We start from the raw sequence: 24,736 nt of genomic DNA, 5'->3' as shown, positions 1-24,736 counted from the left end.
TACTGTCTCCTGACCTGCGGGAGCAATTGATTTACGGCGCTATCGGGCGGCGAGGGGTTTGACGTCGACGAGGCGGCCGTCGTCGCGGTGGAGGACCCAGCCGGTGCCGGGCGGGGCGGTGTCGGGGCCGTCGAGCGGGAGGGTGAGGTCGTGGCCGGCGAGGTCGTGGCCGTCGCAGGCGGCGACGGCGACGAGGAGGGCGGCGAGGACGATGCCTTCGGCGCAGACGACGGTGGTGCGGCGGGGGTCGGGGAGGGTGCGCAGTGCCTTGGCGGCCAGCCAGACCGCGGTGTGGGGGGCGCCGGGGAGCTTGGGGGCGGCGGCGCTGAGGTCGTCGGTCGCGGTGACGCGGAGGTCGAGGCGGCTGGCGAGGGGGGCGAGGGTGTCGGTGCAGGCGCGGGCGGGGCCGCTGAGGAGTGCGGTGGGGTTGTAGAGCTGCAGGAAGTCGGCGAGGGCCCAGGCGCGGCGGGACTCGGCGTCGGTGAGGGGGGCCGGTTCGGCTGCGGGGAGGGCGACGTGGCGCAGGAGGATGAGCGCGGACAGCATCAGCGGCCCCCGTTCGCGCGGAGGCGGGACGAGGGCCGGGGCTCGGCAACCGGGAGACGCATATTGAAGATGCTTCATCCACAAGTGAACTGTGGATGAACCCGTAGTTGAAGCGGAGGTGAACAGTCCGCGGCAGTGCCGTCTAGGGCCTGGCCCTAAGGCTGGTAGCGGAGGTCTTCGTACTCGTCGTGGCGCTGGATCCAGCGGTCCACGAACGGGCAGGTCGGGTAGGCCTTGGTGCCCTTGGCGCGCAGGTCGTCGAGGGCGTGGCGCACGAGCCGGTCGCCCCAGCCCTGCCCGCGGAGCGAGCGGTCGACCTCGGTGTGGGGCAGCACGAAGAAGTCCTCGCGCGGGAGGTATTCGAGGTAGCCGAGCACGGTCCCGGCGTCGTCGCGCAGCTCGTACCGGTGCTCGTCGACATTCTCGACCACAGAAAGATCCGCCATGCGGCCAACCTTATCCAGACACGGGTCCTGTCAGCGAGGATGTGCGGGCTCGCACACGTCCGGGAATAGCCAGCGACACGAGCGCGGCGGCGGCGCAGATGCAGGCGGCGGCGGTGAAGACCTCGGCGTACTGGTCAGCGAGGGCCGCGTTGAAAGCCTTGAGGTAATCCGCTTGGGCCGCAAGGTATTCAGCCTCAGAAATGCCGAACGGCAGGGGCGTGTCGAGGTCGGCCGTGGCCTCCTGGAAGCGGTGGAGGCTCCACGAGGTGAGGGCCGCGACGCCGACGAGCATCCCCATCATGCGGGCGACGACGACCGCCGCGGACGCCGTGCCGTGGCTGTCCTCGGGGGTGGTGCGCAGCGCGGCCGAGGAGAGCGGCGCGATGGTCGCGCCGAGCGCCGCCCCGGCGAGCGCGAGGCCCGGTTCGATGTCGGGAACCGCAGTGCTGATCCACCAGTAGGCGGCCGCCGCGGCGGCGAAGCCGGCCACCGCGGGGATCCGTTCGCCGAAGCGGGACGCGAGGAACCCGCCGAAGAGGGCCCCGGCCGGGAGGCCGATGAGGAACCAGAGCAGCAGCAGCGCGCCGCCCGCGGCGTCGAGGCCGCGGAGGGTCTGGGCGAGGAGCTGCACGTCGACGAGGGTGACCATGAGGACGGCCCCGGCGGCGAGGCTCGCGGCGAGCCCGGCCGTGAACGGCCGCCACGAGACTCCGGCGGGGTCGAGGAGCCGCGTCGAGGACCGCCACTGCTGCAGCCCGAAGGCGATGAGGACGGCGACGCCCGCGAGGACGGTGGGCAGCCCCCAGGACGGCAGGACCGCGTGCTCGGGGTCGGGGTTGTAGAGCCCGACGGTGAAGAGCCCCAACGCGATGGCGAGCAGGAGCCCGCCGAGGTAGTCGACCCGCCCGGCGCTGGGCCGCTGCTCGGCCTTCGGCAGGGCGTAGTGGATCGCCAGCGCGGCGAGCACGGCGAGGGGGACGTTGATCCAGAAGATGCCGCGCCAGCCGACGAGGGCGGCGACGCCCGCGCCGAAGAGCGGGCCGATGACGGCCCCGAGTTCCTGTGCGGCGCCGACCCAGCCGAGGACGGCGGGGCGGCGGCGGGCGGCGAAGAGGTCGGCGGCGAGCGCCATGGTGACGGGCAGGAGCGCGCCGCCGGCGAGGCCTTGGAGGGCGCGTCCGGCGACGAGGGGCCAGAGGTCGGTGGCGGTCGCGCTGACGACCGATCCGATGGCGAAGGCGGCGAGACAGGCGTGGATGACGGGGGCGCGTCCGAGCCGGTCGGAGAGGCGTCCGAGGAGGGGCATGCCGGCGGTGTAGCCGAGGAGGTAGCCGGTGACGAGCGGGGTGGCGCGTTCGAGGTGGTTGACGGGGATGTCGAACTCGCCGATCATGTCGACGAGCACGGTGACCAGGACGTAGGCGTCGATGGAGCCGATGAGGACGGCGGCGCCGGCGGCGCTGATGGCGAGTCTGCGGCGGCCCGCCTCACGGCTCATCGGTTCAGGGCGCTTCAATCTGGACCGGTTCGTCGTAGTCGGAGAGGAGCAGTGTCACCGTGGCGTCCCCTTGGGAGAACTCGGCTTTGAGGACGCGGGAGGTCTCCTGGTCGAACCAGACGGTGGCGGTGTTCCAGTCGCCTTCCGCGGGGATGAGGGTGGCGAACGCGGCGGGGTCGAACTCGACGGCGTACCGGTAGGTGTCGGTGCCCTCGACGTCCTCGGTGTCTTCGGGTTCGGCCGATTCGGCCGACTCCAGGAGCGTGGCGACGCCGGCGTCGGGGTCCAGCAGCAGGGTCGGGTCGTAGGGGAGCATGTCGTCACCGACGGGGATCTGCTGGAACCCGCCGGTGGGGCCCTTGACCCAGGCGTCCTCGCCGATGATCACGTACTCGGCTTCGATGTCCATGCCGAAGGCCGTGAGGGTGCCGGTGCCCTGCGCGGAGCCGTCGGCGGTGATCACCCCGTCGGCGGCTTTGATGTCGAGACCGGGGACCTCGCCGTCGACGGTGAGGTCGAAGCGGACGGTCTCGACGCCGCGCATGGCGGTGGCGGCGTCGGGGAGCATCTCGTCGGCGGGCGGCAGGTCCCCGCCGCCCGAGCAGGCGGCGGCCGCGACGAGGGCGAGACCGGCGGTGACCACGAGGGGTATCGATCGCATGGGCCGATCCTATGCCGTGGCGGGCATCGGCCGGAGCCCTCGAGTACCGCGGCCGGGCCGGGCCCCGCTCCCCTGGGCGTGACCTGCGGCAGGCCGTTGAAGACCACAGCGGCAGTTCAGGTTCCCGGTGTTAGTGTCGGCCGCAGGAAACCCCATGTGACACCCCGTGGAACGCGGTCGAAAGACTGCGCTGTCGAAAGGACTCCCTGCCGTGCTCGCGAACCCCGTCTTCCGCTACCGCATGCTGACGCTGGCCGAGGGGTGGTCGTTCGTCCTCCTCCTCGTCTTCGGCTCGCTCCTGAGCCGCATCTCGGAGATCGACCTCGTGATGCCTCTCGGCGCCCTCCACGGCGCACTGTTCGTGCTCCTGGTCCTCGGAACCCTCCTGATCCGCCGCCGCCTCGGCTGGGGCTTCGGCACGACCCTGATCGCCCTGGTCTGCTCGGTGGTCCCCCTGGCGCCGTTCGTCTTCCACCACTGGAAGAAGGACGAGTTCCTCGCCGCGGAGCGCACCGCCCAGCCCGCCTAGGCCCGCACGCAAAAAGATCCGCCCGAGTCTTTCGACTCGGGCGGATCTTCGCTGTGCCCCCGGCAGGATTCGAACCTGCGACACCTGGTCCCGGAAACCAGTGCTCTATCCACTGAGCTACGGAGGCATGCCCGCTTGAACAGGCCGCCACGATGCTACCAGTCGGCGGGGGCGGGGTCGCAGGCGGTTTGGCCGGTGAGGATCACACCCGGGTGAGTGCGGCGGTTTCGCGGGAGGAATGTCGGACGGCGGGTCTAGGCTGACCCGGCGGAAACCTCCGAGCCTAGCTGACACGCTGGGGGTTCGGTGTTCGAAACTCCGGAAAACCGCAACATCTTGGGGCCACCCCAAGCACCGACCACTACATGTATGATTCTGCTCTGTCAGGTCGGTGCTGTCATCTCCCGTTCCCACTGCGTGGGGAGGGCGGCGCCGCCGCGCCGTCAGCGCGATCCGCAGCAGATCGCACATCATCGAGGGGATGCAGAGATGACCGGGCTCGCCACCACGCCATCCGCCACCACGACCGCACCGCAGCAGCGGGAACCCGAGCAGGGTCCCGCCGCCCGCATCGCCGAGCGCCTCCGCGTGCACGCCGCGGGACTGCCCGATGTGGACGCCGAGAAGGTCGTCGCCCAGATCGAGGCGGGCCTGTGGCCCGGCGCGACCGAGGCGGCCCTGCGCGAGCGCGCCATCGAGATCACCTCGGCCACCGTCGCCTCCGAGCCCACCTACTCCAAGCTCGCGGCCCGGCTCCTCGCCGAGCACATCGCCGACGAGACGGCGGGCGAGGGCGTCACCTCGTTCACGTCCTCCATCGCGGCCTCGAACGCGAACGGCCTGCTCGCGGACGACCTGGTGGCGTTCGTGAACGCGAACGCCGCGGCGCTGGACGCCGTCATCGACGAGTCCGCGGACGACCGGTTCGAGTACTTCGGCCTGCGCACGGTCTACGACCGCTACCTGCTGCGCCACCCCGAGCACCGCACCGTGCTCGAGCGCCCCCAGTACTTCATGCTCCGCGTCGCGTGCGGGCTGAGCCAGTCGGTCGAGGAGGCCGCCGAACTCTACCGCCTGCTGTCGACGCTGTCGTACCTGCCGTCGTCGCCGACCCTGTTCAACTCGGGCACGCGCCGTGCGCAGCTCTCCTCGTGCTTCCTGCTGGACTCGCCGAAGGACGAGCTCGACTCGATCTACGAGCGGTACAGCCAGGTCGCGCGCCTCTCCAAGTACGCCGGCGGCATCGGCATCGCCTGGTCGCGGGTGCGTTCGCGCGGCTCCCTGATCCGGGGCACCAACGGGCACTCGAACGGCATCGTGCCGTGGCTGCGGACCCTCGACTCGTCCGTCGCCGCCGTGAACCAGGGCGGGCGCCGCAAGGGCGCCGCGTGCGTGTACCTCGCCTCCTGGCACGCCGACATCGAGGAGTTCCTCGAGCTGCGCGACAACACCGGCGACAACGAGCGCCGCACGCACAACCTGAACCTCGCCAACTGGATCCCCGACGAGTTCATGCGCCGCGTCGAGGACGACGGCCAGTGGTCCCTGTTCGACCCCAAGGAGACCCCTGAGCTGGTCGACCTGTGGGGCGACGACTTCGACCAGGCGTACCGGGCCGCCGAGGCCGCGGGCAAGGCCAAGAAGGCCGTCTCCGCGCGGGAGCTGTACGGGCGCATGATGCGCACGCTGGCCCAGACCGGCAACGGCTGGATGACCTTCTCCGACACCGCGAACCGCACCTCGAACCAGACGGCGCGCAAGCAGAACGTCATCCACCTCTCGAACCTGTGCACCGAGATCCTCGAGGTCACCAACGACTCCGAGACGGCCGTGTGCAACCTCGGTTCGGTGAACCTCTCCGAGCACACCACGGTGGCGGGCTTCGACTTCGAGCGGCTCGAGGAGACCGTGCGCACCGCGGTCAAGTTCCTCGACCGCACCATCGACCTCGGCTTCTACCCGACCGCGGAGGCCGAGAAGGCCAACCGCAAGTGGCGCCCGATCGGCCTGGGCTGCATGGGCCTGGCCGACGTGTTCTTCAAGCTGAAGCTCGCGTTCGACTCCGAGGAGGCGCTGGCGCTCTCGACCGCGATCGCCGAGCGCATCGCGATCGTCGCGTACGAGACCTCCGCGAAGCTCGCCGCCGAGCTCGGGGCGCACCCGAACTTCGAGGAGACCCGCGCCCACGACGGCGTGCTGCACATCGACCACTACGCGGACGCCAGGCTGACCCTGGGCGCGCGCTGGGACGCGGTGCGCGCGCAGATCGGCGAGCACGGCCTGCGCAACTCGCTGATGATCGCGATCGCGCCGACCGCGACGATCGCCTCGATCGCCGGCTGCGCCGAGTGCATCGAGCCGGTCGTCTCGAACGTCTTCAAGCGCGAGACCCTGTCGGGCGAGTTCCTGCAGGTCAACCGCCACCTGATCACCGAGCTCAAGGAGCGCGGGATCTGGAGCGAGAAGGTGCGCCAGGCGATCATCGTCGCCGAAGGCTCCGTGCAGGGCATCGCCGAGATCCCGGCGGACCTGCAGGAGCGGTACCGCACCGCCTGGGAGCTGCCGCAGCGCGCGCTCATCGACCTGGCCGCGGCCCGCACGCCGTTCATCGACCAGGCCCAGTCGCTCAACCTGTTCCAGGCCGCGCCGACCATCGGCAAGCTCTCCTCGATGTACCGGTACGCCTGGAAGTCGGGTCTGAAGACCACGTACTACCTGCGCAGCCGCCCGGCCACGCGCATCAACCAGACGACGGTGAGCGCGCCCGCCGCCGAGAAGCCGACCGAGCTCGAGGTCATCCCGGCCGACATCGCGTGCTCCCTGGAGAACCCGGAGAGCTGCGAGGCCTGCCAGTAGGAGCCGCCGGCTCGCACAATCAGACCGGGCGGGGCCCTTCGGGTCCCGCCCGCACCAAGCCCCCGCCCCACCCCGCCCACCGCAAACGAGAGAGGACCAGCCGATGCTGCTCGACCCGGGCATGAACCTGACACTGCGACCGATGAAGTACCCGGACTTCTACGAGCAGTACAAGGACGCCATCAAGAACACCTGGCACGTGGAGGAGGTCGACCTCGCGTCCGACCTCACCGACCTGAACGCGTTCACGCCCCAGGAGCAGCACCTCATCCACCGCCTCGTGGCGTTCTTCGCCACCGGCGACACGATCGTCGCGAACAACCTGGTGCTCAACCTGTACCAGCACATCAACTCCCCCGAGGGGCGCCTGTACCTGTCGCGCCAGCTCTTCGAGGAGGCCGTGCACGTCCAGTTCTACCTGACGCTGCTCGACACCTACCTGCCCGACCCGGAGGAGCGCACGAAGGCGTTCGACGCGGTCAACAACATCCCGTCGATCAAGCGCAAGGCCGACTTCTGCTTCAAGTGGATCGACTCGGCCTTCGACATGCAGGAGCTGAAGACCGCCGCGGACCGCCGCACGTTCCTGCTCAACCTCATCTGCTTCGCCGCGTGCATCGAGGGCCTGTTCTTCTACGGCGCCTTCGCGTACGTGTACTGGCTGCGCAGCCGGGGCCTGCTCGACGGGCTCGCCACCGGCACGAACTGGGTCTTCCGCGACGAGTCCTGCCACATGAACTTCGCGTTCAGCGTGGTCGACCAGGTGCGCCAGGAGGAGCCGGAGCTGTTCGACGAGCAGATGCACCGCGAGGTCGTCGCGATGATGGAGGAGGCCGTCGAGGCCGAGCTCCAGTTCGCGGAGGACCTCATCGGCGACGGCATGCCCGGCATGACCGTCAAGGACATGAAGTCGTACCTGGAGTACGCCGCCGACCAGCGCCTCGTGCGCCTCGGCATGCCGAAGCAGTGGGGCTCGGAGAACCCGTTCCCCTTCATGGCGCTTCAGGACGTGCAAGAGCTGACGAACTTCTTCGAACGCCGTGCGACCGCCTACCAAGTGGCCGTGGAGGGCAAGGTCGACCTCGACGAGGAGTTCTGATCTGAGGCCGCGGCGGCACGGCGTGCCGTGATGTGTCCCGCCGCGGCGAAGGGCCCGGTACCGCGAGGTACCGGGCCCTTCTTCGCTGTCTTGCTCTTCGCTGTGCGGTCTAGGCCGCCTCGCGGGCGAACATGGTGCCCGTGGCCGGGGCGCCGTCCTTCAGCTGGGCGACGCACTGGAACGTGCCGTTGCCGGAGACGTAGACGTCCGTGGTCCAGTCGAGGGAGTCGCCGCCGATGAGCTGCGAGAGCGGTCCGCCTTCGGCCTGCGCGTCGACGCAGGCCGCGGCCACCGTGGCATCGGCGCGGGCCCCGTCGGCGTCGGTGACGCCCTCGGGGAGCCGGCCGGTCGCGTAGGCCTCCCACTGGTGCGCGGCGTCGCAGTCGGTCGCGGCGAACGCGCCGTCGAAGCACGCGGGCTCCGAGACGCAGCCGACCCCTTCGGTCTCGAGCGTGCAGGCGCTGACGTAGTCGCCCGCCTTGGACTGCTCGGCGAGGTCGGGGGTCTCCTCCGTGCCGAAGAGCTTGATGCCGCCGAAGATGAGCAGGGCCAGGATGACGAGGGCGCCCGCGCCCATGCCGACGAGGCGGCCGACGTTCGAGTCGTTGCCGCCCTCCTTCAGGCGCCGCTCCCGGCGGGTGAGGCCGGTCTCGTTGCGCGGCACGGGGACCGGCAGGCGCGAGTCGTGGTCGTCGCGGTTCCCGCCGGAAGCGAACGACTTCCACGCGGTGGTCTCGTTGCCGAAGTCCTCCTCCAGGGCCGCGGGGCTCACGGGAGGGCTGACCGGCGGGGCCGGGAGGCGCGAGTTCAGGTCCGGGACGACCGGCGACGTGAACGGCGCCTCGATGACGGGCGCGGCGGCGCGCGCCGCCTGCGGTTCGGGGACTCGGCCGCGGCGCTTGCCCGGGGCGAGCCGCAGCGTCGAGGGCGCGTCGGGGAACGCGCTCGGGTCGAGCTGGGCGTAGCCGGGGGGCGAGACCGGGCGGGCCTCGACCTTCGGCGGCGAGGAGTACGCGCCGAAGACGCCGACGCCTTGCGGCGCAGGGGAACTCGGCGGCAGGTCGTCCGTGACGCGGGAGATGATCCCGGTGGAGGCCTCGGGGATGCTCGCGAGGAACTCGCGGAACTCGACCGCGGTCGGGCGCCCGCCGGGGTTGTTGATCAGGGCCGTGCGCAGCATCTCCAGGAGCAGCGGCGATATACCGGGGATCGCCGGGATCGGCTGATCGAACAGGGCCGCCACGTCGTTGATGTCGAGCACCCCGTCGGCGGGGAAGCGCGGCGGCATGCCGGAGAGCATCGTGTAGAGCGTCGCGGCGAGCGAGTAGACGTCGGCGCTGGGACCGACCTCGCGCATCTGGAAGACCTCCAGAGGCGCGTACGCGGGCGTGGCCATGGTCGAGACGGGCTCGCCCGGGCGGGGCGCGGCGATGAGGCTCGAGAGGCCGAAGTCGCCGAGCACGGCGTGGCCGTGGTGGTCGACGAGGAGGTTCGCGGGCTTGACGTCGCGGTGGACGATGCCGGCCTCGTGGGCGGCGGCGAGGGCGTCCGCGATGCGGATGCCGATCTCGATGGTCCGGTGCGGCGGGATCACCGTGTGGCGGTCGAGGAGGTCGGCCACGGTGCCGCGGCAGCGCTCCATGACGACGTACGGGTTCGCCTGGTGGGTGAGGCCGGCGGAGAGCATCTTGACCACGCACGGGTGGTCGGAGAGGCGCCCGGCGGTCTGGACCTCGCGGCGGAAGCGCTCGCGGGCGTCGTCGTCGGTGAGCGGCCGGGCCTCGACCTTGACGGCGACTTCGGAGCCGTCGTCGTACCGGGTGGCGCTGTAGACGATCGAGAAGGCGCCGCGGTCGATCTCGCGGAAGCCGGTGAGGCGCTCGATGCCCTGGAAGAGGGCTTCCGGGTCGGCTTCGGGACGCTGACCAGGGGGTGAGGCGGGGGTGGACGGGGCGAGGTGGGGATCGGTTGGAGCACCGTAGGACGAGATGGTGTCCACTGTGATACAGCCTCCGTTCTCGGCGACGCGCACGGGTGTGAACCGTGCTGGCATCGTGCCTGGTGCAGGTCGGTGCGCCGATCGTGTGATCGGCGCGTGGGGTTGTTCCGGACCTCAGGTCGCGGCACTCGGGCCTGGGGGAACCGAGTCATGGGACCTTTGACGCATAACGTTACGGCAACGCGCCCACGATTCTGTATACCCCTGGACGAAGAGCCAGCGATAACTGGCCGAACGGTTGATATGTCGCTTCCACTACGGAAGAGCCGTGTGACTCATAGTGAATGCATCCCCGTGTAGCGCGCGGGAGGACGGGCGGTCCGACTGGAAACGGGCCCCGTGCCGCAAGGCCCCGGCCCGAAAGGACCGCCCGTCCACCCGCTGCGTCTCCCCCACCGCGTCAAGCATGGCAGCAACAACGCCCGGTTCGGCGTACAAGGTGTGCGTCCCTACAGGAGACGATCCCCTCAGGTGAGCGTGCCCGCGGCACCCGGCAAACGCGAGCCGGCGGCCCTCAGGGACGAGCGCCCTGAGAGCCGTCTCGGTCACGTTCAGGAGACTTTGGCGGCCTCGAGGTACTCCTCGGCCCAGGCGGTCGACGCCGGGTCCTCGCCGAAGGACTTCAAGGTCGTCTGCGCCCATTCGCGGGCCGCTTCGACCTGGCCGTCCTCGTCGAGAAGGCGGGCGTAGCGGGCCACGATCGCCCGGCGCGCCCGGCCCAGCGCGGGCTCGTCATGATGCGCCGCAAGGGGTTCGAGCATCCGCAGCGCCCCGGCGCGGTCGCCCTTCGCGGCGCGCACGTCGGCCAGGAGCGCGGTGTTGGCCGCGCGGCCCGGTTCGAGCACGTCGTCAGTGACGAGCGCCAGCGCCTCCTCGGCGGCGGCCTCGGCCGTGGCGGCGTCCCCGAGTTCGAGGGCGCACTGGCCTCTGAGGTTGTGCGCCAAGGAGATCAGGAGCGGGTGGCCGGTTTTCGCGCCGTACTCCTCCGCGCCTTGGGCGAGGTCGAGGGCGTGGTCGAGCGCGCCGATCGAGCGGGCCGCGAGGGCCCGCACGTACTTCGCGAAGCCGCGGCCCCAGTCGTCGTCGATGCGCTCGAAGTCGCGGAACGACTTGCGGGCGGCGGCGTCGGCGCCTTCGGGGTGGCCGAGCGAGACCTGGGCGGCGGCGCCGATGGCGCGCAGGAGCCCGACGGCGAACACGTCGCCCGAGCGCTCGCCGATCGGCATGAACACATCGGACAGTCGCTTCGCCTCGGTGAAGCGCCCGGCCATGAGGAGGGCGAACGCGGACACGCCGCGCACCCACGCCCGGCCGACTAGGTCCATCTGGCGCGCAAAGGCTTTCGCCGCTTCGCGGAGCACGTCGTCGGCGCCGTCGAAGTCGCCGCGGGCCACCAGCACCCACGCGCGGTGCTGCAGGGCCCAGGCGAGGCGCTTGTCGTCGCCGACGCCGAACGCGGTGTCGTACGCGTCGAGGAAGCGGGCCTCGGCCTCGTTCAGGTGCCCGGCGAGGAAGTCGAGCAGGCCGATGCGGCACTGCGCGTCGCAGCGCGGTCCGGCGAGGCCTTCGCGCCGCGAGAGTGCAAGGGCCGCAGTCCAAGCGGTGCGGGCGTCCTGGAGTTCGCCCTTGTACCGGTGCAGGCGGCCGCGGAGCAGCAGCAGCTGCGCCACGAGTTCCGCCTCGTCCTCGGCGAAGTCGTCGCCGAAGAGCCGCCCGGACGGGTGCTCCTCCTGGTCGGCGTGGTCGTTCTCGTCGGCGGGGACGATGAGGCCGATGTCGATGGCGAGGCCCTCGATCTCGGACTCGGCTTCCTCGCTGCGGCCCAGGCGGGTGAGGGCCCGGCCGCGCAGGAGGCGGTCGTCGAAGGACAGGGGCGCGAGGCGCTCCACGCCGTTGAGGAGGGCCACGGCCCGCTCGGGCTCGGAGGCGTCCATCGCGCGGGCCGCCTGCTTGCGGACGGCCTCGACGGCGAGCGGGAGCACGTTCCAGACCTCGTCGAGCGCTTCGATCTCGACCTCTTTGGCGAGGGTCACGGCCTGCTCGGCGTGGTAGACCACGAGGTCGTCGGCGCTCTGGCCCTCGAGCTCGGTGTCGGCGGCCCAGCGGGCGATCTCGGCGTGCGCGTGCGCGGCGTCGGCCTTCCCGATGGGCGCGTAGGCGGCCTGGCGCAGCAGCGGGGTGACGAAGCGGTAGCCGCCGTAGGAGCGGCGGCGCAGCATGCGGCGGTCCAGGAGCTCCTGGAGCGCGGCCTCGAACTCGCCGGGGACCTCCTTCTCCAGCAGCTGCGCGGCCTCGGGGGGCACGGCGTCGCCGAAGATCGAGGCGGCGCGCAGCAGCGCGCGGGCCGCCGGTGTGAGGGCGTCGATGCGGGCGCCGAGGACCTGCGCGAGGTCGCGGGAGAGCACCCGGCCGGTGAGCGAGCCGGCGGCGAGCCGCCAGTGGTCGCCGTCCCCCGACAGCAGGCCCTGCTCGGTGAGGAGCGTGACGAGCTCGGCCAGGTAGTACGGGTTGCCCTGGGCGAAGCCGAGGAGGCGGTCCTCATCGGGCTTGGGCATGCGCCCGCCGCCGAGGAACTCGCGGAGCAGGCGGGCCGCGTCGGCGCCGGCGAGCGGCGGCAGCGGGTGCACCTCGGCCTCGGAGATCCGGGTGAGGACGCCCGAAGAGCGGGTGAGTTCGGGGCGGCCGTAGAGCAGCACGAGCACGGGCCCGTGGATCTTCGAGAGCGCGACGCCGAGCGCGTCGATGCCCGCCGCCGAAGCGGTATGAAGATCGTCGATGTTCAGCACGAGCGGCCCTTGGGTCGCCATGTGCGTGATGAGCTCGGCGACGGCCTCGGGGATCGTGTACGCGTCGGACTGCTGGCCGGTGAACCCGCCGACGCGGTCGGCCGCGCCGGGGCGGCCGTGGCCGAGCAGGCCGAGCAGCAGCGTGATGTTCAGGCGGCACTCGCCGTGGTCGGCGTGCCCGTCCGCGATGCGCCGGAGCTTCGCCTCGGCGGTCGCCCGGTCGTCGTCGAACCGCAGGCCCGCGGCCTTGCGGACGAGGTCCGCGAGCGGCCCGAAGCGGCGGCCCTCCCCGTAGGGGGCGACGCGGACCGTGAGGACCCGGGCGCCGCGCTGGGTGGCGACCGTGCGCACTTCGCGGGCGAAGCGGGTCTTGCCCATGCCGGCTTCGGCGGTGTGGATGAGCACCAGGGGCTCGCCGCGGTCGATGACCGCTTCGAGCCGGCCGTTGACCCGCCCGATCTCGGCGTCGCGGCCGATGAACGGGGCGGTGTCGCCGAGGCTGGCGCGCGTCCCGGGCTCGTCCTCGAGGCCGAGCAGCTGGTAGACGTCCACCGGTTCGCGCTTGCCCTTGAGCCGCACGGGGGTGAGGCGGCGCCAGGCGGCGGCGTGCTTGGTGGAGCGCATCGTCTCCTCGCCGGCCCAGATGGTGCCGACGGAGGCGATCGCGCAGATGCGGGACGCGGTGTTCACCGTGTCGCCGATGACCGTGTACTCGAGGTTCGCCTGCATGCCGGCGACGACGAGGCCGGAGCGCAGCCCAATGCGAAGTCCGATGGGAAGACCACCACCGGACTCGGCTTTGAGGAGACGACGCACCCGTTTCTGCATGGCCTGAGCGGCGCGCACGGCCCGCTCGGCGTCGTCCTCGTGCGACAGCGGCGCGCCGAAGACGGCCATGAGGCCGTCGCCCATGAGCTTGTCGACGTGCCCGCCGAACTCGTTCACCGCGGAGACGCACTCCGCTAGCAGCCGGTCGGTGACGGACGAGACCCGCTCGGGGTCGAGGCTCTCGGACCAGGTCGTGAAGTCGGAGAGGTCGGCGAACAGCACCGTGACGTACCGGCGCTCCGTCTGCGGGGCGGTCGCCTCCGGCGAGAGGGGCGCACCGCAGTTATGGCAGTAGCGCGCGCCGGGCACGGTCGGCACGGAGCAGAATGGGCAGGTCACAGCAGCACCAACGCCGTGGGCAGGGTGTGTTGTTCCCCACTCCTTGTGGGAATGGGGTGGTTCTTGCGCTTCACGCTCGCAAGGATACGTGGCCTAGCTGACAGATACCTGTGTGCAAGCGCTCATTTATGGCTCGCAAGCTCGCCGAGGCCGGCACAAATACCGTAGAGGCGGACCACTCGATCACCCAAAAGGCCCACCCCGTCGCCCCCGAACCGGACGCCCCGGCAGAACCCACCAACCCCGCCCATCCCGATAAAATCCCCTGACACGAGCCGACCCCCTCAAGGCTCCGCACATGAAAGCCCCGAATATGGCGCCGCTCTCCGACCTGCCTCCCATGCCCCCGGTCCCGGATGACGAGCTGAACCCGTCGCGGCGCCAGGGAGCCGCAGCCACTGCTCAGGACGAGTCGAACCGATACCTCGTCGTGGTCCGCTTCAACCGCCGACTGCTCGGGTGGGCGGTTTCGGTCGGGTGGTCGCTGACCGCCTTGATGTATGCGCTCACGTTCTACCTCATGGCGTCCTCCGACATCAGCGCTGGCGGCTTCATCTTCCTCGTACAGTTTCTGCCGCTGCACTCCGCGATCGTCGCGACCTACCTTCTCACTCAGCGGCACTGCCTCACCTACGACCTGCGCCGGAGGCGGGTCGCAGGCGGAGTGCTGCAGGTGAATTCGGCGCTCAAACAGTGGCGCGACGGCGACCGCCTCGAATACTCGATCCATCGCGGTCGGCTGGAGATCGTCCGCCCGAACGGCAGGCGGCGAAATGTCGTCCGGAATGCATTCACGATCGACCAACGGTCATGGACGGCGTTCGTCGACGTCTACCTGGCGCACCAGAACGCCTGGAAGGAAAGCGAAGGCACCGAGTCCATCCCCGAGGTCCGCATGCCCGCCGCACCACCGGGGAAGCCGGGGGCCATGATCAACGTCGGCGTCCGCTGGAGGTTCTTCGGCATCATCTTGCTGATCGGACTCGCCTATATCGCGGCTGATCTCGCCCTCCTGGCCGACGCCGACCGCAGAGGAGCGGAGTTTGACTTCTTCGGGACCTTGATGCTCACAGGCGGCGGATGCGCGCTCTTCGGGACCGTCCCGCTCGTCTGCAACCCGGTAGTCACTTACGAACCCGGCAAGGGCCGGGTCAGCGTCAAACCTCGTGGCCTCCCGGCGCGGGAGTTCCCCCGACCTGGCGGTGAGCGAATCGAGTACTCGATCTACAACGGGGCCCTCTACGAAATCCGCCTCGACGGCAAGCGGCGGCGCGTCGCCACGGGCTGGGCGCGCGAGCAGGTTGCCTGGAAGACCTTCGTCGACCGGTTCCTCGAAGACCACAACCCGACCGGGCCACGGTCATGACCGCACCCACGGGTTCGCCTGAGCCGGTTCGTCCGCAGATCCGCCTCGTGGTCCGCGCGAACCGATTCCTCTGCATATCGGTCGCGGCCATCGGTCTCCCGTCGACCTTCGTGCTCATCATGTTCGACCCCGGGGGCATCAATTCGACGGCCGATGATCTGACACGAGCCGCCGGGTTCGCGTCCTTCAACCTGGCGTTCTGGTGCCTCGTACTGCTCTTTCGCCGCTGGTACTTCACTTTCGACGCGCGAAACCGAGCGGTGACGGCTTCTGGCAGGTGGAAGGCAAGAGGAACTTACCCCTCACGCCGGTTCGACAGGATCGAGTACTCGGTGTACGACGCCCGGATCTACGAGGTCCGCGCCGACGGCAAGCGACGCCGACTGCCGGTCCGGCGCTGGCTCGCGGACCAGCAGGACTGGCGCGCTCTCGTCGATCTGCTGCTTGCAGCGAAGCAACCCGCTCCGACGAGTCGGTCTCCGCAGGCTCCCGCAGCGAAAGCCCTGCGGACGGCGCCCCTCGACCCCCGTGGCCCTGCGTTGCCGCCGGATGGCGCCGGGCCCTGAACCTTATCCAGGACTCGCGATTCCGGCGTTCTGATCACTAAAAGTTCGGCGTTTTGCTCACTACGATACCGGCATTTTGTCCATTAGACTGTCTCCATGACGTCGTTGCTCCAACGAAATTCCAGGTCACGACTCGAATCCATGCTCAAATCCTTCCGGGTCGTGCTCCTCGAGGGCGCTCGGCAAACCGGGAAGACCACTCTTGCGCGGGATCTGTTGAACCTGCCTGATGACGCCTGGTTCAGCCTCGACAACGAAGCCGTGCTGAACCAGGCCGTGAACGACCCCGTCGGCTTCATCGACACGCTTCCAGTCCCCGCAGCCATCGACGAGGTCCAGCGGGCTGGCCAAGGGCTCATCCTCGCGATAAAGATGGCGGCCGACCGCCGCGGCGACCGCGGCCAGCTCCTGCTCACCGGATCCGCGAACTATCTCGCCGCTCGCGGAGTCTCCGAGACGCTGGCCGGCCGGGTCGGCCGGATCGCATTGTGGCCGTTGTCGGTGGGAGAACGACGCTCCGTCCGAGAAACGTTCGTCGACACGCTTTTCAACCCCGACGCGTGGCCGCCGCGGGTCGAACCGGTCTCGCGGGCGGAGATCGCCGATCTCATCCTTGAGGGCGGCTTCCCGGAAGTCGTCACCGAGCAGCTGACCGGACGCGACCGGCGGGACTGGTTCGAGGCGTACACCCATGACGTGATCTCGCGAGAAGAACTGCGACCGATCGCGCAGATCCGCAGCGAGGAAAACCTCCGAATGCTGTTCAGGCTCATGGCCGCCCGCACCGCTTCCGAGGTGCAGATCTCCGATATCGCCAATGACGCCCAACAGCAGCGCACGACCGTCACAAAGCACCTGGCGCTCCTGGAAGCCCTGCATCTGGTGGTCACGATTCCGGCGTGGTCGACCAATGTCGCTTCCTCGGTCAAGCAGCGTCCCAAGTCAGTGCTCGTCGACACCGGGCTGGCCGCCGACCTCTGCGGCGCTGGAGAGAAGACCTTCACCCCCAACGGCAACCCCGCGCTGGCGGGCGCGCTGTTCGAAAGCCTCGTGATCACCGAGGTGCTCAAGCAGACGGTCTGGAGCGAGCACAGCATCGATCTCAGGCACTACCGGGACCGGCACGGCGGCGAGATCGACCTGATCGTGGAGGAGCGCCGGACGGGCGAGATCGCCGCGATCGAGGTGAAACTGTCGTCGACGCCGCATCGCAAGCACGCCAAGCACCTCATGTGGCTGCGGGACAAGCTCGGCGACCGCTTCAAACTCGGTCTGGTAGTCCATGGCGGTGCCAACACGCTCCTGCTGGGCGACCGCATCTGGGCGGTGCCGGTGTCGGCGTTGTGGCGCAGTGACTGACAGCGGAGACACGCCGAGGCCCGGTCCGCGAAAGCGGACCGGGCCTCGATTGGCTTGTTGCTTGTTATGCGGTGACCAGGCTGGCCTTCTGGAACTCCTTGACCGTGGTGTAGCCGGTCTTGGCCATGGCGCGGCGCAGGCCTCCGAAGAGGTTCTGGCTGCCGTCGGAGGAGTTGGAGGGCCCGTAGAGGATGGCCTCCAGGTCGGGAACCTCGACGTCGCCGGAGTCGCCCGGGCGGAAGCGGCCGCGCGGGAGCTTCGGGTGCGAGGCGGCGGAGTGCCACCAGGCGCCGGCGGCCGGGGACTCGGCCGCGTCCGCGAGGATCGAGCCGAGCATGACCGAGTCGGCACCGCACGCGATGGCCTTGGCGATCGCGCCCGAGTTCGTCATCTCCCCGTCCGCGATCAGGTGCACGTAGCGCCCGCCGGTCTCGTCGAGGTAGTCGCGGCGGGCGGCCGCGGCCTCCACGACAGCCGAGGCCATCGGGACGTCGATGCCGAGGACCGTGTCCGTGGTGGACCAGTCGTCGGAGCCGACACCGACGATGACGCCGGCAGCGCCGGTGCGCATCAGGTGCATCGCCGTCTTGTAGTTGGTGGCCCCGCCCACGACGACCGGAACGTCCAGGTCAGCGATGAACTGCTTCAGGTTCAGGACGTCGCCGCCGGAGGAGACGTGCTCCGCCGAGACGATGGTGCCCTGGATGACCAGCAGGTCCACCCCGGCCTCGACCGCGAGCGGCGCGAGTTCGGCGGTGTGCTGCGGGCTGAAGCGGATGGCGGTGGTGATGCCGCCGGCGCGCAGCTCGGCGATCCGCTCCGCGATGAGCTCGGGCTTCACCGGCTCCGCGTAGATCTCCTGGAGCCGCTCGATGGCGGTCTCGGCCGGCGTGTCCGCCAGCTCCTTCAGCAGCGAGTTGGGGTCGACGTAGCGACACCACAGCCCTTCGCCGTTGAGCACGCCCAGGCCGCCGAGGCGGCCCATCTCGATCACGGACGTCGGGCTCATCGTCGCATCGGACGGGTGCCCCACGGCCGGGATCTCGAACCGGTAGGCGTCGAGCTGCCATTCGGTGGAGACGTCGTCGATGTCCCGGGTACGCCGGGTCGGCACGAGCGCCACTTCGGACAGCCGCCAGCCCCGCGCCACGATCTTGCCGGGGCCGATCTCGACCAATTCCCGCACAGTCACTCCTCCTACAGGGCCCGACTACCGCGTGTGGTAGTTGGGTGCTTCAACAGTCATCTGGATGTCGTGCGGGTGGCTCTCCTTGAGGCCCGCAGCGGTGATCCGGACCAGCCGTCCACGCTCATGCATCCCCTCGATCGTACCGGCCCCCGTGTAGCCCATGGCACTGCGCAGTCCGCCGACCAGCTGGTAGACCACCTGTGCGAGGGTCCCGCGGTAGGGAACCTGGCCTTCGACGCCCTCGGGGACGAGCTTGTCGTTGGACTCGACGCCGCCCTGGAAGTACCGGTCCTTGGAGTACGACTTGGCCTCGCCGCGCGACTGCATCGCGCCGAGCGAGCCCATGCCGCGGTACGACTTGAACTGCTTGCCGTTCATGTAGATCAGTTCGCCGGGGCTCTCGGCGCAGCCGGCGAACAGCTGTCCCATCATGACGGTGGAAGCACCGGCGACGATCGCCTTGGCGATATCGCCCGAGTACTGGATGCCGCCGTCGGCGATGACCGGGACGCCGCGTTCACGGGCGACGCGGACGGTGTCCATGATCGCGGAGATCTGCGGGGCGCCGACGCCGGAGACGACGCGGGTGGTGCAGATGGCGCCCGGGCCGACGCCGACCTTGATGGCGTCAGCGCCCGCTTCGATCATGGCGTGCGCCGCTTCGGCGGTGACGATGTTGCCTCCGATGATGTCGACCTTGTGGCCGAAGTCCTTGTGGAGGAGCGCGATCATGTCGAGCACGGCGCGCGCGTGGCCGTGCGAGGAGTCGACGGAGAGAACGTCGATGCCGGCCTCGACGAGCTGCCCGGCCCGGGCGTACTGCTCCTCGCCGACGCCGATCGCGCCGCCGACGCGGAGCCGGCCCGAGTCGTCCTTGGAGGCGTTCGGGAACTCCTCGCGCTTGGCGAAGTCCTTCACGGTGATGAGGCCGCGCAGGAAGCCGTCACCGTCGACGATCGGGAGCTTCTCGATCTTGTGCTGCTTGAGCAGCTGCAGGGCCTCGTCCTGGGAGACGCCCTCAGCGGCGGTGACGAGGTTGCGGGAGGTCATGACGTTCGCGACCTTGACCGACTGGTCGTTCTCGAAGCGCATGTCCCGGTTGGTGATGATGCCGACGAGCTTGCCGTCCTCGTCGGTGACGGGGAGGCCGGAGATGCGGTACTTGCCGCAGAGCTTGTCGACCTGCTCCAGCGTGTCCTCGGGCGAGCACGTGACCGGGTCGGCGACCATGCCGGACTCGGAGCGCTTCACGAGGTCGACATGCTGGGCCTGGTCCTCGGCGGACATGTTCCGGTGCAGGATCCCGAAGCCGCCGAGACGGGCCATGGCGATGGCCATGCGGGCCTCGGTGACGGTGTCCATCGCGGCCGTCAGCAGCGGGAGCGAGATGCGGATGTTGCGGGTGAGCTGCGAGGACGTGTCGACCTTGGCCGGGACCACGTCGGATTCGCCGGGCAGGAGCAGTACGTCGTCGAAGGTCAGGCCGAGTGGAATGGCGCTGGCAGCGCCCATCGGCACCGTGGTGCCCCCGACTCGCTCACCGGCGGCACCCTCGTGCCCCTGAATTCCGAAATCCCCTGAGAACGCCATGGGTCAATCGTAGAGCCGTAACCTGCGTCGCTCCGAAGCGCACACGTCCCCTTGAGGTGTGATTCGCAGCGGAAACACCGCCTATTGGGGGGATGACCGGACGGGCCCGGGAAGAGCGGCGGATTTGCAAACGGGGCGAAGCCTCGCTTACCCGCCGCTTTCGCCAGGCCCGTTCCGGTTTGAACCGATTTGCCCTAGAGCCGGTTTTGTCTAGAAAAGGTCGCCGACTTCCTCGGAGACGGTCTCGAACGTGTCGGACTCCGACACGGCCTCCCACGCGTCGCCCGCGCCGTCGCTGACGTCCTCCCAGACCTCCGTGGCGTCGATGTCGGTCACGGCGTCGGCGACGCCGTCCACCACGTCGTCGAAGATCTCTTCTACGTTCTCGCCGAAGCCGTCCATGGCCGTCTCCTCAGTGTTAGCGGGTTGACTTGCGGCCCATGCTAACCAGCCTGGAGCCCCGTGTCACCACGCGGCGCGGAGGCTGGCACGCATCCGGTAGTCAGGGCCCGCGCACCGCGGCCGCCTGGCAAGGTCGTTGCCAAGGGTTAGGCTGGTAGACGTGTATGAGGAGCCACGCGACCCGTTCGCCGACGATCCCGACCACGCGGAGGCGCTCGCCCCGTTCGAACCCGAACTGGACGACGACGACCGCGCGGACCTCCTCGAAGACCTCCACGAACTGGAGCTGTTCGAGAAGGTCCTGCATCCGCAGGGCTACCGGGGGGTCGTGGTCGACTGCGCCGACTGCGACGAGCCGCACTACTTCACGTGGGGCCTGCTCATGGCCAACCTGCGCGGCCTCCTGGAGGCCAACTGCGCGCAGGTCCACGAACCGGCCTTCGACCCCGATCCGGCGCATTACGTGACCTGGGACTACGCCCGCGGGTTCTCCGACTGCTGGCTCATGACGCACGGCGAGGACGCCGCCTAGGGCGGCGCCCCGGCCGCTCAGGCGACCGCCTCCCGCAGGGGCTCGTCCGCGTGCGGCTCCGGGGCCCGCCGCTTCGCGGCCTCGGCCTTCTCGTCGAGGTGCTTCTCCAGCACGTCGAGCCGCTCGGCGGCGAGGACCGCCCGCGTCAGGCCGGCCCGCACGTAGGGCGCGTCGGAACCGGTGTTCTTGACGTACTGGATGCCCATGTTGATCAGGCCGATCGCGATGGCGTACATGAGCTCGTCCTGAAGACGGTCGAAGTAGAGGAACACCCCGATGATGACCGCCGGAAAGGCGTAGAGCCAGGCGGCGGGCGCCCAGGACTCGAGGCGCTGCAGCGTGATGATCTCTCCCTTGGGGACAGTGGAGAGCCCGGCCTTGCGGGCCCGCGCGTTCGCGTCCCGCGCGAACCACAGGCACGCCGAGATCAGCACGGCCACTGTGATGATCCCCAGCGGACAGAAGATCACCCACCACTTCCGCTGCACCAGGGTCGGCATCAGGATGTAGATGTACGGGTAGATCACGGTGGCCCGCATCATGAACGAGGCCGCAGCCGTGCGCACGGCGACCTTGCCGGTCCGGCGCAGCGCCGAATGGGGCGTCATGTCGGCGAAGATGTTCAAGTACAGCCGCACACCGGTGAGGGCGTAGGTGAGAGCCACGATCCGCGCCGGCAGGTTGTCCCAGGCGTCCGGAATCGGGTAGTCGGCGGCGCGGATGTCGTCGAGGAACGGGATGCCCTGGCCCGAGCGGTTGAACAGGAAGTTCGCGTACTCCACGTACTTCGCCTGCCAGAAGAGGTCGAGATCCCGCGACCACCAGGTCAGCACCAGTGCGATCGTCACCCACCCGATGAACGCGCAGACGATCGCCCAGCGTTTGAGGGCCTTCTCCTGCCGCAGGTGGTGGGCCTGCATCGGATGCGTCTGCTTGTCGGTCGCCTTCGCCTGCTTTCTGCGGACCTTCGCGATGGCGCGCTGCCGGCCGACCTCCAGGGCGCCGGGCACGATGCCCTTCGCCCGCTGCACCCACGTCTTCGACTTCCCGTACTCGGCCGCCTCGAGCACCTCGATCTCGCGCACGAACAGGTCGCGGATCTCCTTGAAGGACGCGGGCCCCGGCTTGATGCCGGAGACGATCAGGCGCCGATCCGGATCGGCGTCGAGCAGGTCCTCGAAAAGCCGCGCGAGACCGACTGAGGCGACGTAGAACTGGTCCGGCACCGTGCCGTCGGCCGTGCGCGGGATTCCCCCGATCGCGATGAGCACCATGCCGAGCGAGTAGAGGTCGGCCCGCGGCCCGCCGACGCCGTTGGCCTTGACCTCCGGGGCGACGAACCCGGTCTCGCCGGGTTCGGCGCCCGGCAGTATGCGGGTGTGGAGGAAGTTCACGCCGAGGTCGATGAGTTTGAGATTGACGGTGGTCTCGTTCGCCGCCTGGACGATGATGTTCGACGGGGTCAGGTCGTTGTGGTGCCCGACCTTCTCCGCGAGCACCGACATGGCGTCCAGCAGCGCGGTGCCGAGGACGCGCAGTTGCTGGACGTCGATGACGCGCAGGATCTCGGACTTCGGTTCCTTGTAGCCCTTGCGCTTCGTGCGAGCCTCGGCGAGCGCGCGGAGGTAGTCGGTGAGGGTCGGACCGTCGACGAAGTCCATGAACACCCAGCTGTCATGGCTCGCCCAGACCGTCACCAGCGGCGACTCCTTGGGGCGGACCCCGCCGAAGTCGCGCTGGTAGTCCTTGGTGGCCTTGGCCATCGCGGGGGTGCGCAGGTGCGGGTAGATGAGGCACTTGAGGGCGTGGCGCTCGGCGCGGCCGACCGCGGGGGCCTTCGCGTACACGGAGATGATGATCGACGTGGTGCCGTGGCGGTGGAACTCCATGGTGGTGAAGTCGATGGTGTCCCAGACGGCCGCCACCTGCCCGACCTCGCCGGTCGGCGCGTAGACGCCCTTGATCGCCTGCTGCACATGATGATCGGCGACGAGCTTGCGGCACAGCGCGATCGGCGACGCACCGGCGATCTTGCCGCTCTCGTAGGCCTCGCCGTGGTAGCGCATCCGGTCGGAGCGGTGCATCGCGACGAGGGTGAGCAGGAAGATCCCCAGGTAACCGGCGGTCGCGTGCGTCACCCGCTCGTCGGGTTCGGGGTCGGACCACCAGGTCCACAGCTTGTCGATCTCCGTGGACCGGTCGATGCCGAGCCGGTCGGCGTAGGCCCGCTCGTCGAGGGGCACGTCGAGCAGGGCCGCGCGCCAGTCCGCCTCGTCCCAGGTGTCGAGTTCGATTGCGGCGTCGCGGCTTTCGGCACCGCGGTCGTCGGCTTCGGGGGCCTCGGGGCTGCGGGTGAGGTAAGCGCAGGCGGTGCTCAGGACGTCAACTGATGCGCTTGCCATCGGCGGTCCTCACGGTGACGATGCGGGGCACGGACCGGAAGGACCCGTCGCGGAGTTCGGAGACGGGAATCCCCTGGATCGCGGCGGCCATGACGGCGTGCGCGTGGCGGGCGGCCTCGATGAGCGCGTCCCGGTCCCTGGTCTGGTTCCCGACCTCCTTCATCCACGGCAGCGGGGCGAGGTCGAGCACCTGCGGCCCGGGGCTCGGATCGGTCATCCAGCGCTGCAACTGCTTCCGCTGCGAGCGGTACTGGAACTGGGAGGCGGCGTAGGCCTTGCCGAGTCCCTTCTGGATCCGCTCCAGGTAGGCGACGGACCAGCGGCGGCCGGGCGTGAGGCGGACGGGCGGGGCCTTCAGCGGCTTGGTGCTGAGGGAGAGCACATGGGTGCAGCCGTCTTCCAGGGCGAGGAGGTGCGGGTGGGCGGTGAGCACGCCGCCGTCGAGCGCGCGCTCGCCGCGGAACATGCCGGTGCCGGGGACGGCGACGGGCATCCAGCAGCTCGCCTTCAAGGCCGACTTCAGGTCCTCTCTAGACTCGAATTCGTGCGGGTTGATCGCGGTCAGGCTGTCCACCAGGCTGATCGTCACGTGGAACTCGGCCGGGCTCTTCAGGACCTTCTCGAAGTCGAGCGGCTTGATGACCTCGAGGACCTCGTCGAAGGCGTAGTCGAGATTGAGCATCGGGCGGTTGTTGAACATGTTGCGCATGTTGACGAACTTGCGCGTGCACAGGTCGTCGAAGTAGATCGTCAACGGGTACCAGCAGTCATCGCCCGACAGGAAGTAGGCGGCGTTGATCGAACCCGACGAAGTGCTGTACACGGCGTCGAACACGCCGCGCAGGCCCAGGTCGTCGAGGGCGACGAGCATGGCGGCGGAGGTGACCCCGCGCATGCCGCCGCCCTCGACGGCCAGGCCGAGCTTGAACCCGTCGACGCGCGAACCGGGCGCGGAACTGGCGGCCTGGCGCGCCCGGATCAGTTCGAGGACGGGATGGTCGTCGTTCCAGTACCTGTCGGCGTCGTGGGCATATGCATCGAACAATTCGGCCTCGCTCGGGGGTGAAGCGGCGGAATCGGATTGTCCTCAGGATACCGCTAACGGCCACAATGCGCAGTCCCCAAAACGCGCTGCGTGCGCGCCGCGTTCACCCTCACGGGATGCACCCTTAGGGAAGCGCGCCTTCACGTTCTCAGCCATCGAGTGGAGGGCTGGCTAACCTCGGACCATGACCGTCTTCCGTGTCGCCGGGCCAGGCGACTTCGACCAGATCCTGAGGCTCTACCGGCAACTCAATCCGACGGACCCCGTGCTCGACGACGGCACCGACGCCGCCGCGTTCAAGCAGATCCTCGACTCACCCGGCCTGAGCCTGTTCGTGCTCGAAGACCGCGGGACCGTCGTCGCCTCCGCCTACCTGAACGTCATCCCCAACCTCACCCGCTCAGCGGCGCCCTACGCGGTCATCGAGAACGTCATCGTCGACCAAGCGTTCCGCGGATCCGGGTTCGGCAAGCGGCTCATGGCCTCCACACTGCAAGCCGCTTGGAACGCGGGCTGCTACAAGGCAATGCTGATGACCGGCTCGCGCGATCCCGCCACGCACGGGTTCTACCGAGCATGCGGCTTCGCCGGCGACGCCAAAACGGCCTACCTCGCCCGCCCGTCCTGACCTGCAGGTCGAGCACGAGACCCGGCACAGGCACAGCGCGCTTCGCGCGGCCGCGCGAACTTCAATGCTC

19 protein-coding genes and 1 tRNA gene are annotated in these 24,736 nt (G+C 69.5%); 8 read left to right on the top strand and 12 right to left on the bottom strand.

Features of this window, described 5'->3' with window-relative positions:
• Nucleotides 1–39: 39 nt before the first annotated feature.
• The 4 genes from O2L52_RS13595 to O2L52_RS13580 all read right to left on the bottom strand — a co-directional run bounded on the left by O2L52_RS13595 (nt 40) and on the right by O2L52_RS13580 (nt 3,151).
• Complete coding sequence (locus O2L52_RS13595; RefSeq protein WP_270116111.1) at nt 40–546, bottom strand: histidine phosphatase family protein; 507 nt, start codon at nt 544–546, stop codon at nt 40–42.
• Between the two features lie 155 nt (nt 547–701).
• Nucleotides 702–992: a GNAT family N-acetyltransferase gene (locus O2L52_RS13590; RefSeq protein WP_270116110.1), complete on the bottom strand. Its 291-nt coding sequence runs from the start codon at nt 990–992 to the stop codon at nt 702–704.
• A gap of 10 nt (nt 993–1,002) precedes the next feature.
• Entirely contained in the window at nt 1,003–2,490 is a 1,488-nt protein-coding gene (locus O2L52_RS13585) for an MFS transporter (RefSeq protein WP_270116109.1), read from the bottom strand.
• Nucleotides 2,491–2,494: 4 nt separating this feature from the next.
• Entirely contained in the window at nt 2,495–3,151 is a 657-nt protein-coding gene (locus O2L52_RS13580) for an LppX_LprAFG lipoprotein (protein WP_270116108.1), read from the bottom strand.
• A gap of 211 nt (nt 3,152–3,362) precedes the next feature.
• On the opposite strand from O2L52_RS13580, the gene O2L52_RS13575 reads away from it, so the two are divergent.
• Complete coding sequence (locus tag O2L52_RS13575; RefSeq protein ID WP_270116107.1) at nt 3,363–3,680, top strand: DUF3817 domain-containing protein; 318 nt, start codon at nt 3,363–3,365, stop codon at nt 3,678–3,680.
• Nucleotides 3,681–3,734: 54 nt separating this feature from the next.
• On the opposite strand, the gene O2L52_RS13570 is transcribed toward O2L52_RS13575, so the two are convergent.
• Nucleotides 3,735–3,807 (bottom strand) — tRNA-Arg (locus tag O2L52_RS13570).
• 362 nt (nt 3,808–4,169) lie between these two features.
• Between O2L52_RS13570 and O2L52_RS13565 the strand changes: the two genes are divergently transcribed.
• Complete coding sequence (locus tag O2L52_RS13565) at nt 4,170–6,536, top strand: ribonucleoside-diphosphate reductase subunit alpha (RefSeq protein ID WP_270116106.1); 2,367 nt, start codon at nt 4,170–4,172, stop codon at nt 6,534–6,536.
• Nucleotides 6,537–6,639: 103 nt separating this feature from the next.
• Nucleotides 6,640–7,635 (top strand): ribonucleotide-diphosphate reductase subunit beta, encoded by a 996-nt coding sequence (locus O2L52_RS13560; RefSeq protein ID WP_270116103.1) that lies wholly within the window; start codon nt 6,640–6,642, stop codon nt 7,633–7,635.
• Nucleotides 7,636–7,744: 109 nt separating this feature from the next.
• Here O2L52_RS13560 and O2L52_RS13555 read toward each other — a convergent pair whose 3' ends face one another.
• Both O2L52_RS13555 and O2L52_RS13550 read right to left on the bottom strand, forming a co-directional pair.
• Nucleotides 7,745–9,634: a serine/threonine-protein kinase gene (locus O2L52_RS13555; RefSeq protein ID WP_270116102.1), complete on the bottom strand. Its 1,890-nt coding sequence runs from the start codon at nt 9,632–9,634 to the stop codon at nt 7,745–7,747.
• 551 nt (nt 9,635–10,185) lie between these two features.
• Nucleotides 10,186–13,587 carry an adenylate/guanylate cyclase domain-containing protein gene (locus O2L52_RS13550; protein ID WP_425554169.1) on the bottom strand — a complete coding sequence of 1,134 codons (3,402 nt, stop codon included), beginning with the start codon at nt 13,585–13,587 and terminating at the stop codon, nt 10,186–10,188.
• A 298-nt stretch (nt 13,588–13,885) separates the two neighbouring features.
• On the opposite strand from O2L52_RS13550, the gene O2L52_RS13545 reads away from it, so the two are divergent.
• The 3 genes from O2L52_RS13545 (at nt 13,886) to O2L52_RS13535 (ending at nt 16,878) form a co-directional block, all read left to right on the top strand.
• Nucleotides 13,886–14,953: a hypothetical protein gene (locus O2L52_RS13545; protein ID WP_270116099.1), complete on the top strand. Its 1,068-nt coding sequence runs from the start codon at nt 13,886–13,888 to the stop codon at nt 14,951–14,953.
• Nucleotides 14,950–15,519 (top strand): hypothetical protein, encoded by a 570-nt coding sequence (locus O2L52_RS13540; RefSeq protein WP_270116097.1) that lies wholly within the window; start codon nt 14,950–14,952, stop codon nt 15,517–15,519. The genes O2L52_RS13545 and O2L52_RS13540 overlap by 4 nt, the downstream gene beginning before the upstream one ends.
• 96 nt (nt 15,520–15,615) lie before the next feature.
• Complete coding sequence (locus O2L52_RS13535) at nt 15,616–16,878, top strand: ATP-binding protein (protein ID WP_270116095.1); 1,263 nt, start codon at nt 15,616–15,618, stop codon at nt 16,876–16,878.
• Between the two features lie 64 nt (nt 16,879–16,942).
• Here O2L52_RS13535 and O2L52_RS13530 read toward each other — a convergent pair whose 3' ends face one another.
• From O2L52_RS13530 to O2L52_RS13520, 3 genes are all read right to left on the bottom strand, one after another.
• On the bottom strand, nt 16,943–18,064 hold the full coding sequence (locus O2L52_RS13530; protein ID WP_270116093.1) for a GuaB3 family IMP dehydrogenase-related protein: 1,122 nt from the start codon (nt 18,062–18,064) through the stop codon (nt 16,943–16,945).
• 24 nt (nt 18,065–18,088) lie between these two features.
• Nucleotides 18,089–19,579, bottom strand: coding sequence for an IMP dehydrogenase (gene guaB / locus O2L52_RS13525; protein WP_270116091.1), 1,491 nt, complete (start codon nt 19,577–19,579; stop codon nt 18,089–18,091).
• A 288-nt stretch (nt 19,580–19,867) separates the two neighbouring features.
• Nucleotides 19,868–20,059, bottom strand: coding sequence for a hypothetical protein (locus O2L52_RS13520; RefSeq protein WP_270116090.1), 192 nt, complete (start codon nt 20,057–20,059; stop codon nt 19,868–19,870).
• A 160-nt stretch (nt 20,060–20,219) separates the two neighbouring features.
• Here O2L52_RS13520 and O2L52_RS13515 point away from each other — a divergent pair, with 160 nt between their 5' ends.
• A complete protein-coding gene (locus O2L52_RS13515; protein WP_270116089.1) occupies nt 20,220–20,591 on the top strand; it encodes a DUF5319 family protein in 372 nt (123 codons plus the stop codon).
• A gap of 17 nt (nt 20,592–20,608) precedes the next feature.
• Here O2L52_RS13515 and O2L52_RS13510 read toward each other — a convergent pair whose 3' ends face one another.
• Together O2L52_RS13510 and O2L52_RS13505 are read right to left on the bottom strand one after the other, a co-directional pair.
• Nucleotides 20,609–22,993, bottom strand: coding sequence for a protein kinase domain-containing protein (locus tag O2L52_RS13510; RefSeq protein ID WP_270116088.1), 2,385 nt, complete (start codon nt 22,991–22,993; stop codon nt 20,609–20,611).
• Nucleotides 22,974–24,038, bottom strand: a complete 1,065-nt coding sequence (locus O2L52_RS13505; protein ID WP_270116086.1) for a patatin-like phospholipase family protein — start codon at nt 24,036–24,038, stop codon at nt 22,974–22,976. The genes O2L52_RS13510 and O2L52_RS13505 overlap by 20 nt, the downstream gene beginning before the upstream one ends.
• A gap of 184 nt (nt 24,039–24,222) precedes the next feature.
• On the opposite strand from O2L52_RS13505, the gene O2L52_RS13500 reads away from it, so the two are divergent.
• Entirely contained in the window at nt 24,223–24,666 is a 444-nt protein-coding gene (locus O2L52_RS13500; RefSeq protein ID WP_270116085.1) for a GNAT family N-acetyltransferase, read from the top strand.
• The last annotated feature ends 70 nt before the right edge of the window (nt 24,667–24,736 follow it).

Source organism: Glycomyces algeriensis (assembly GCF_027622855.1).
Taxonomy (GTDB): domain Bacteria; phylum Actinomycetota; class Actinomycetes; order Mycobacteriales; family Micromonosporaceae; genus Glycomyces; species Glycomyces algeriensis.
Note: the sequence above shows the minus strand (reverse complement) of the source record. Positions and strands in the feature narration are given on the sequence as shown.

Excerpts from the sequence above, each read along its gene's own strand:
- O2L52_RS13595 (WP_270116111.1), bottom strand. The coding sequence starts at position 546 with ATGCTGTCCGCGCTCATCCTCCTGCGCCACGTCGCCCTCCCCGCAGCC.
- O2L52_RS13590 (WP_270116110.1), bottom strand. The coding sequence starts at position 992 with ATGGCGGATCTTTCTGTGGTCGAGAATGTCGACGAGCACCGGTACGAG.
- O2L52_RS13585 (WP_270116109.1), bottom strand. The coding sequence starts at position 2,490 with ATGAGCCGTGAGGCGGGCCGCCGCAGACTCGCCATCAGCGCCGCCGGC.
- O2L52_RS13580 (WP_270116108.1), bottom strand. The coding sequence starts at position 3,151 with ATGCGATCGATACCCCTCGTGGTCACCGCCGGTCTCGCCCTCGTCGCG.
- O2L52_RS13565 (WP_270116106.1), top strand. The coding sequence starts at position 4,170 with ATGACCGGGCTCGCCACCACGCCATCCGCCACCACGACCGCACCGCAG.
- O2L52_RS13560 (WP_270116103.1), top strand. The coding sequence starts at position 6,640 with ATGCTGCTCGACCCGGGCATGAACCTGACACTGCGACCGATGAAGTAC.
- O2L52_RS13545 (WP_270116099.1), top strand. The coding sequence starts at position 13,886 with ATGAAAGCCCCGAATATGGCGCCGCTCTCCGACCTGCCTCCCATGCCC.
- O2L52_RS13540 (WP_270116097.1), top strand. The coding sequence starts at position 14,950 with ATGACCGCACCCACGGGTTCGCCTGAGCCGGTTCGTCCGCAGATCCGC.
- O2L52_RS13535 (WP_270116095.1), top strand. The coding sequence starts at position 15,616 with ATGACGTCGTTGCTCCAACGAAATTCCAGGTCACGACTCGAATCCATG.
- guaB (WP_270116091.1), bottom strand. The coding sequence starts at position 19,579 with ATGGGCGCTGCCAGCGCCATTCCACTCGGCCTGACCTTCGACGACGTA.
- O2L52_RS13520 (WP_270116090.1), bottom strand. The coding sequence starts at position 20,059 with ATGGACGGCTTCGGCGAGAACGTAGAAGAGATCTTCGACGACGTGGTG.
- O2L52_RS13510 (WP_270116088.1), bottom strand. The coding sequence starts at position 22,993 with ATGGCAAGCGCATCAGTTGACGTCCTGAGCACCGCCTGCGCTTACCTC.
- O2L52_RS13500 (WP_270116085.1), top strand. The coding sequence starts at position 24,223 with ATGACCGTCTTCCGTGTCGCCGGGCCAGGCGACTTCGACCAGATCCTG.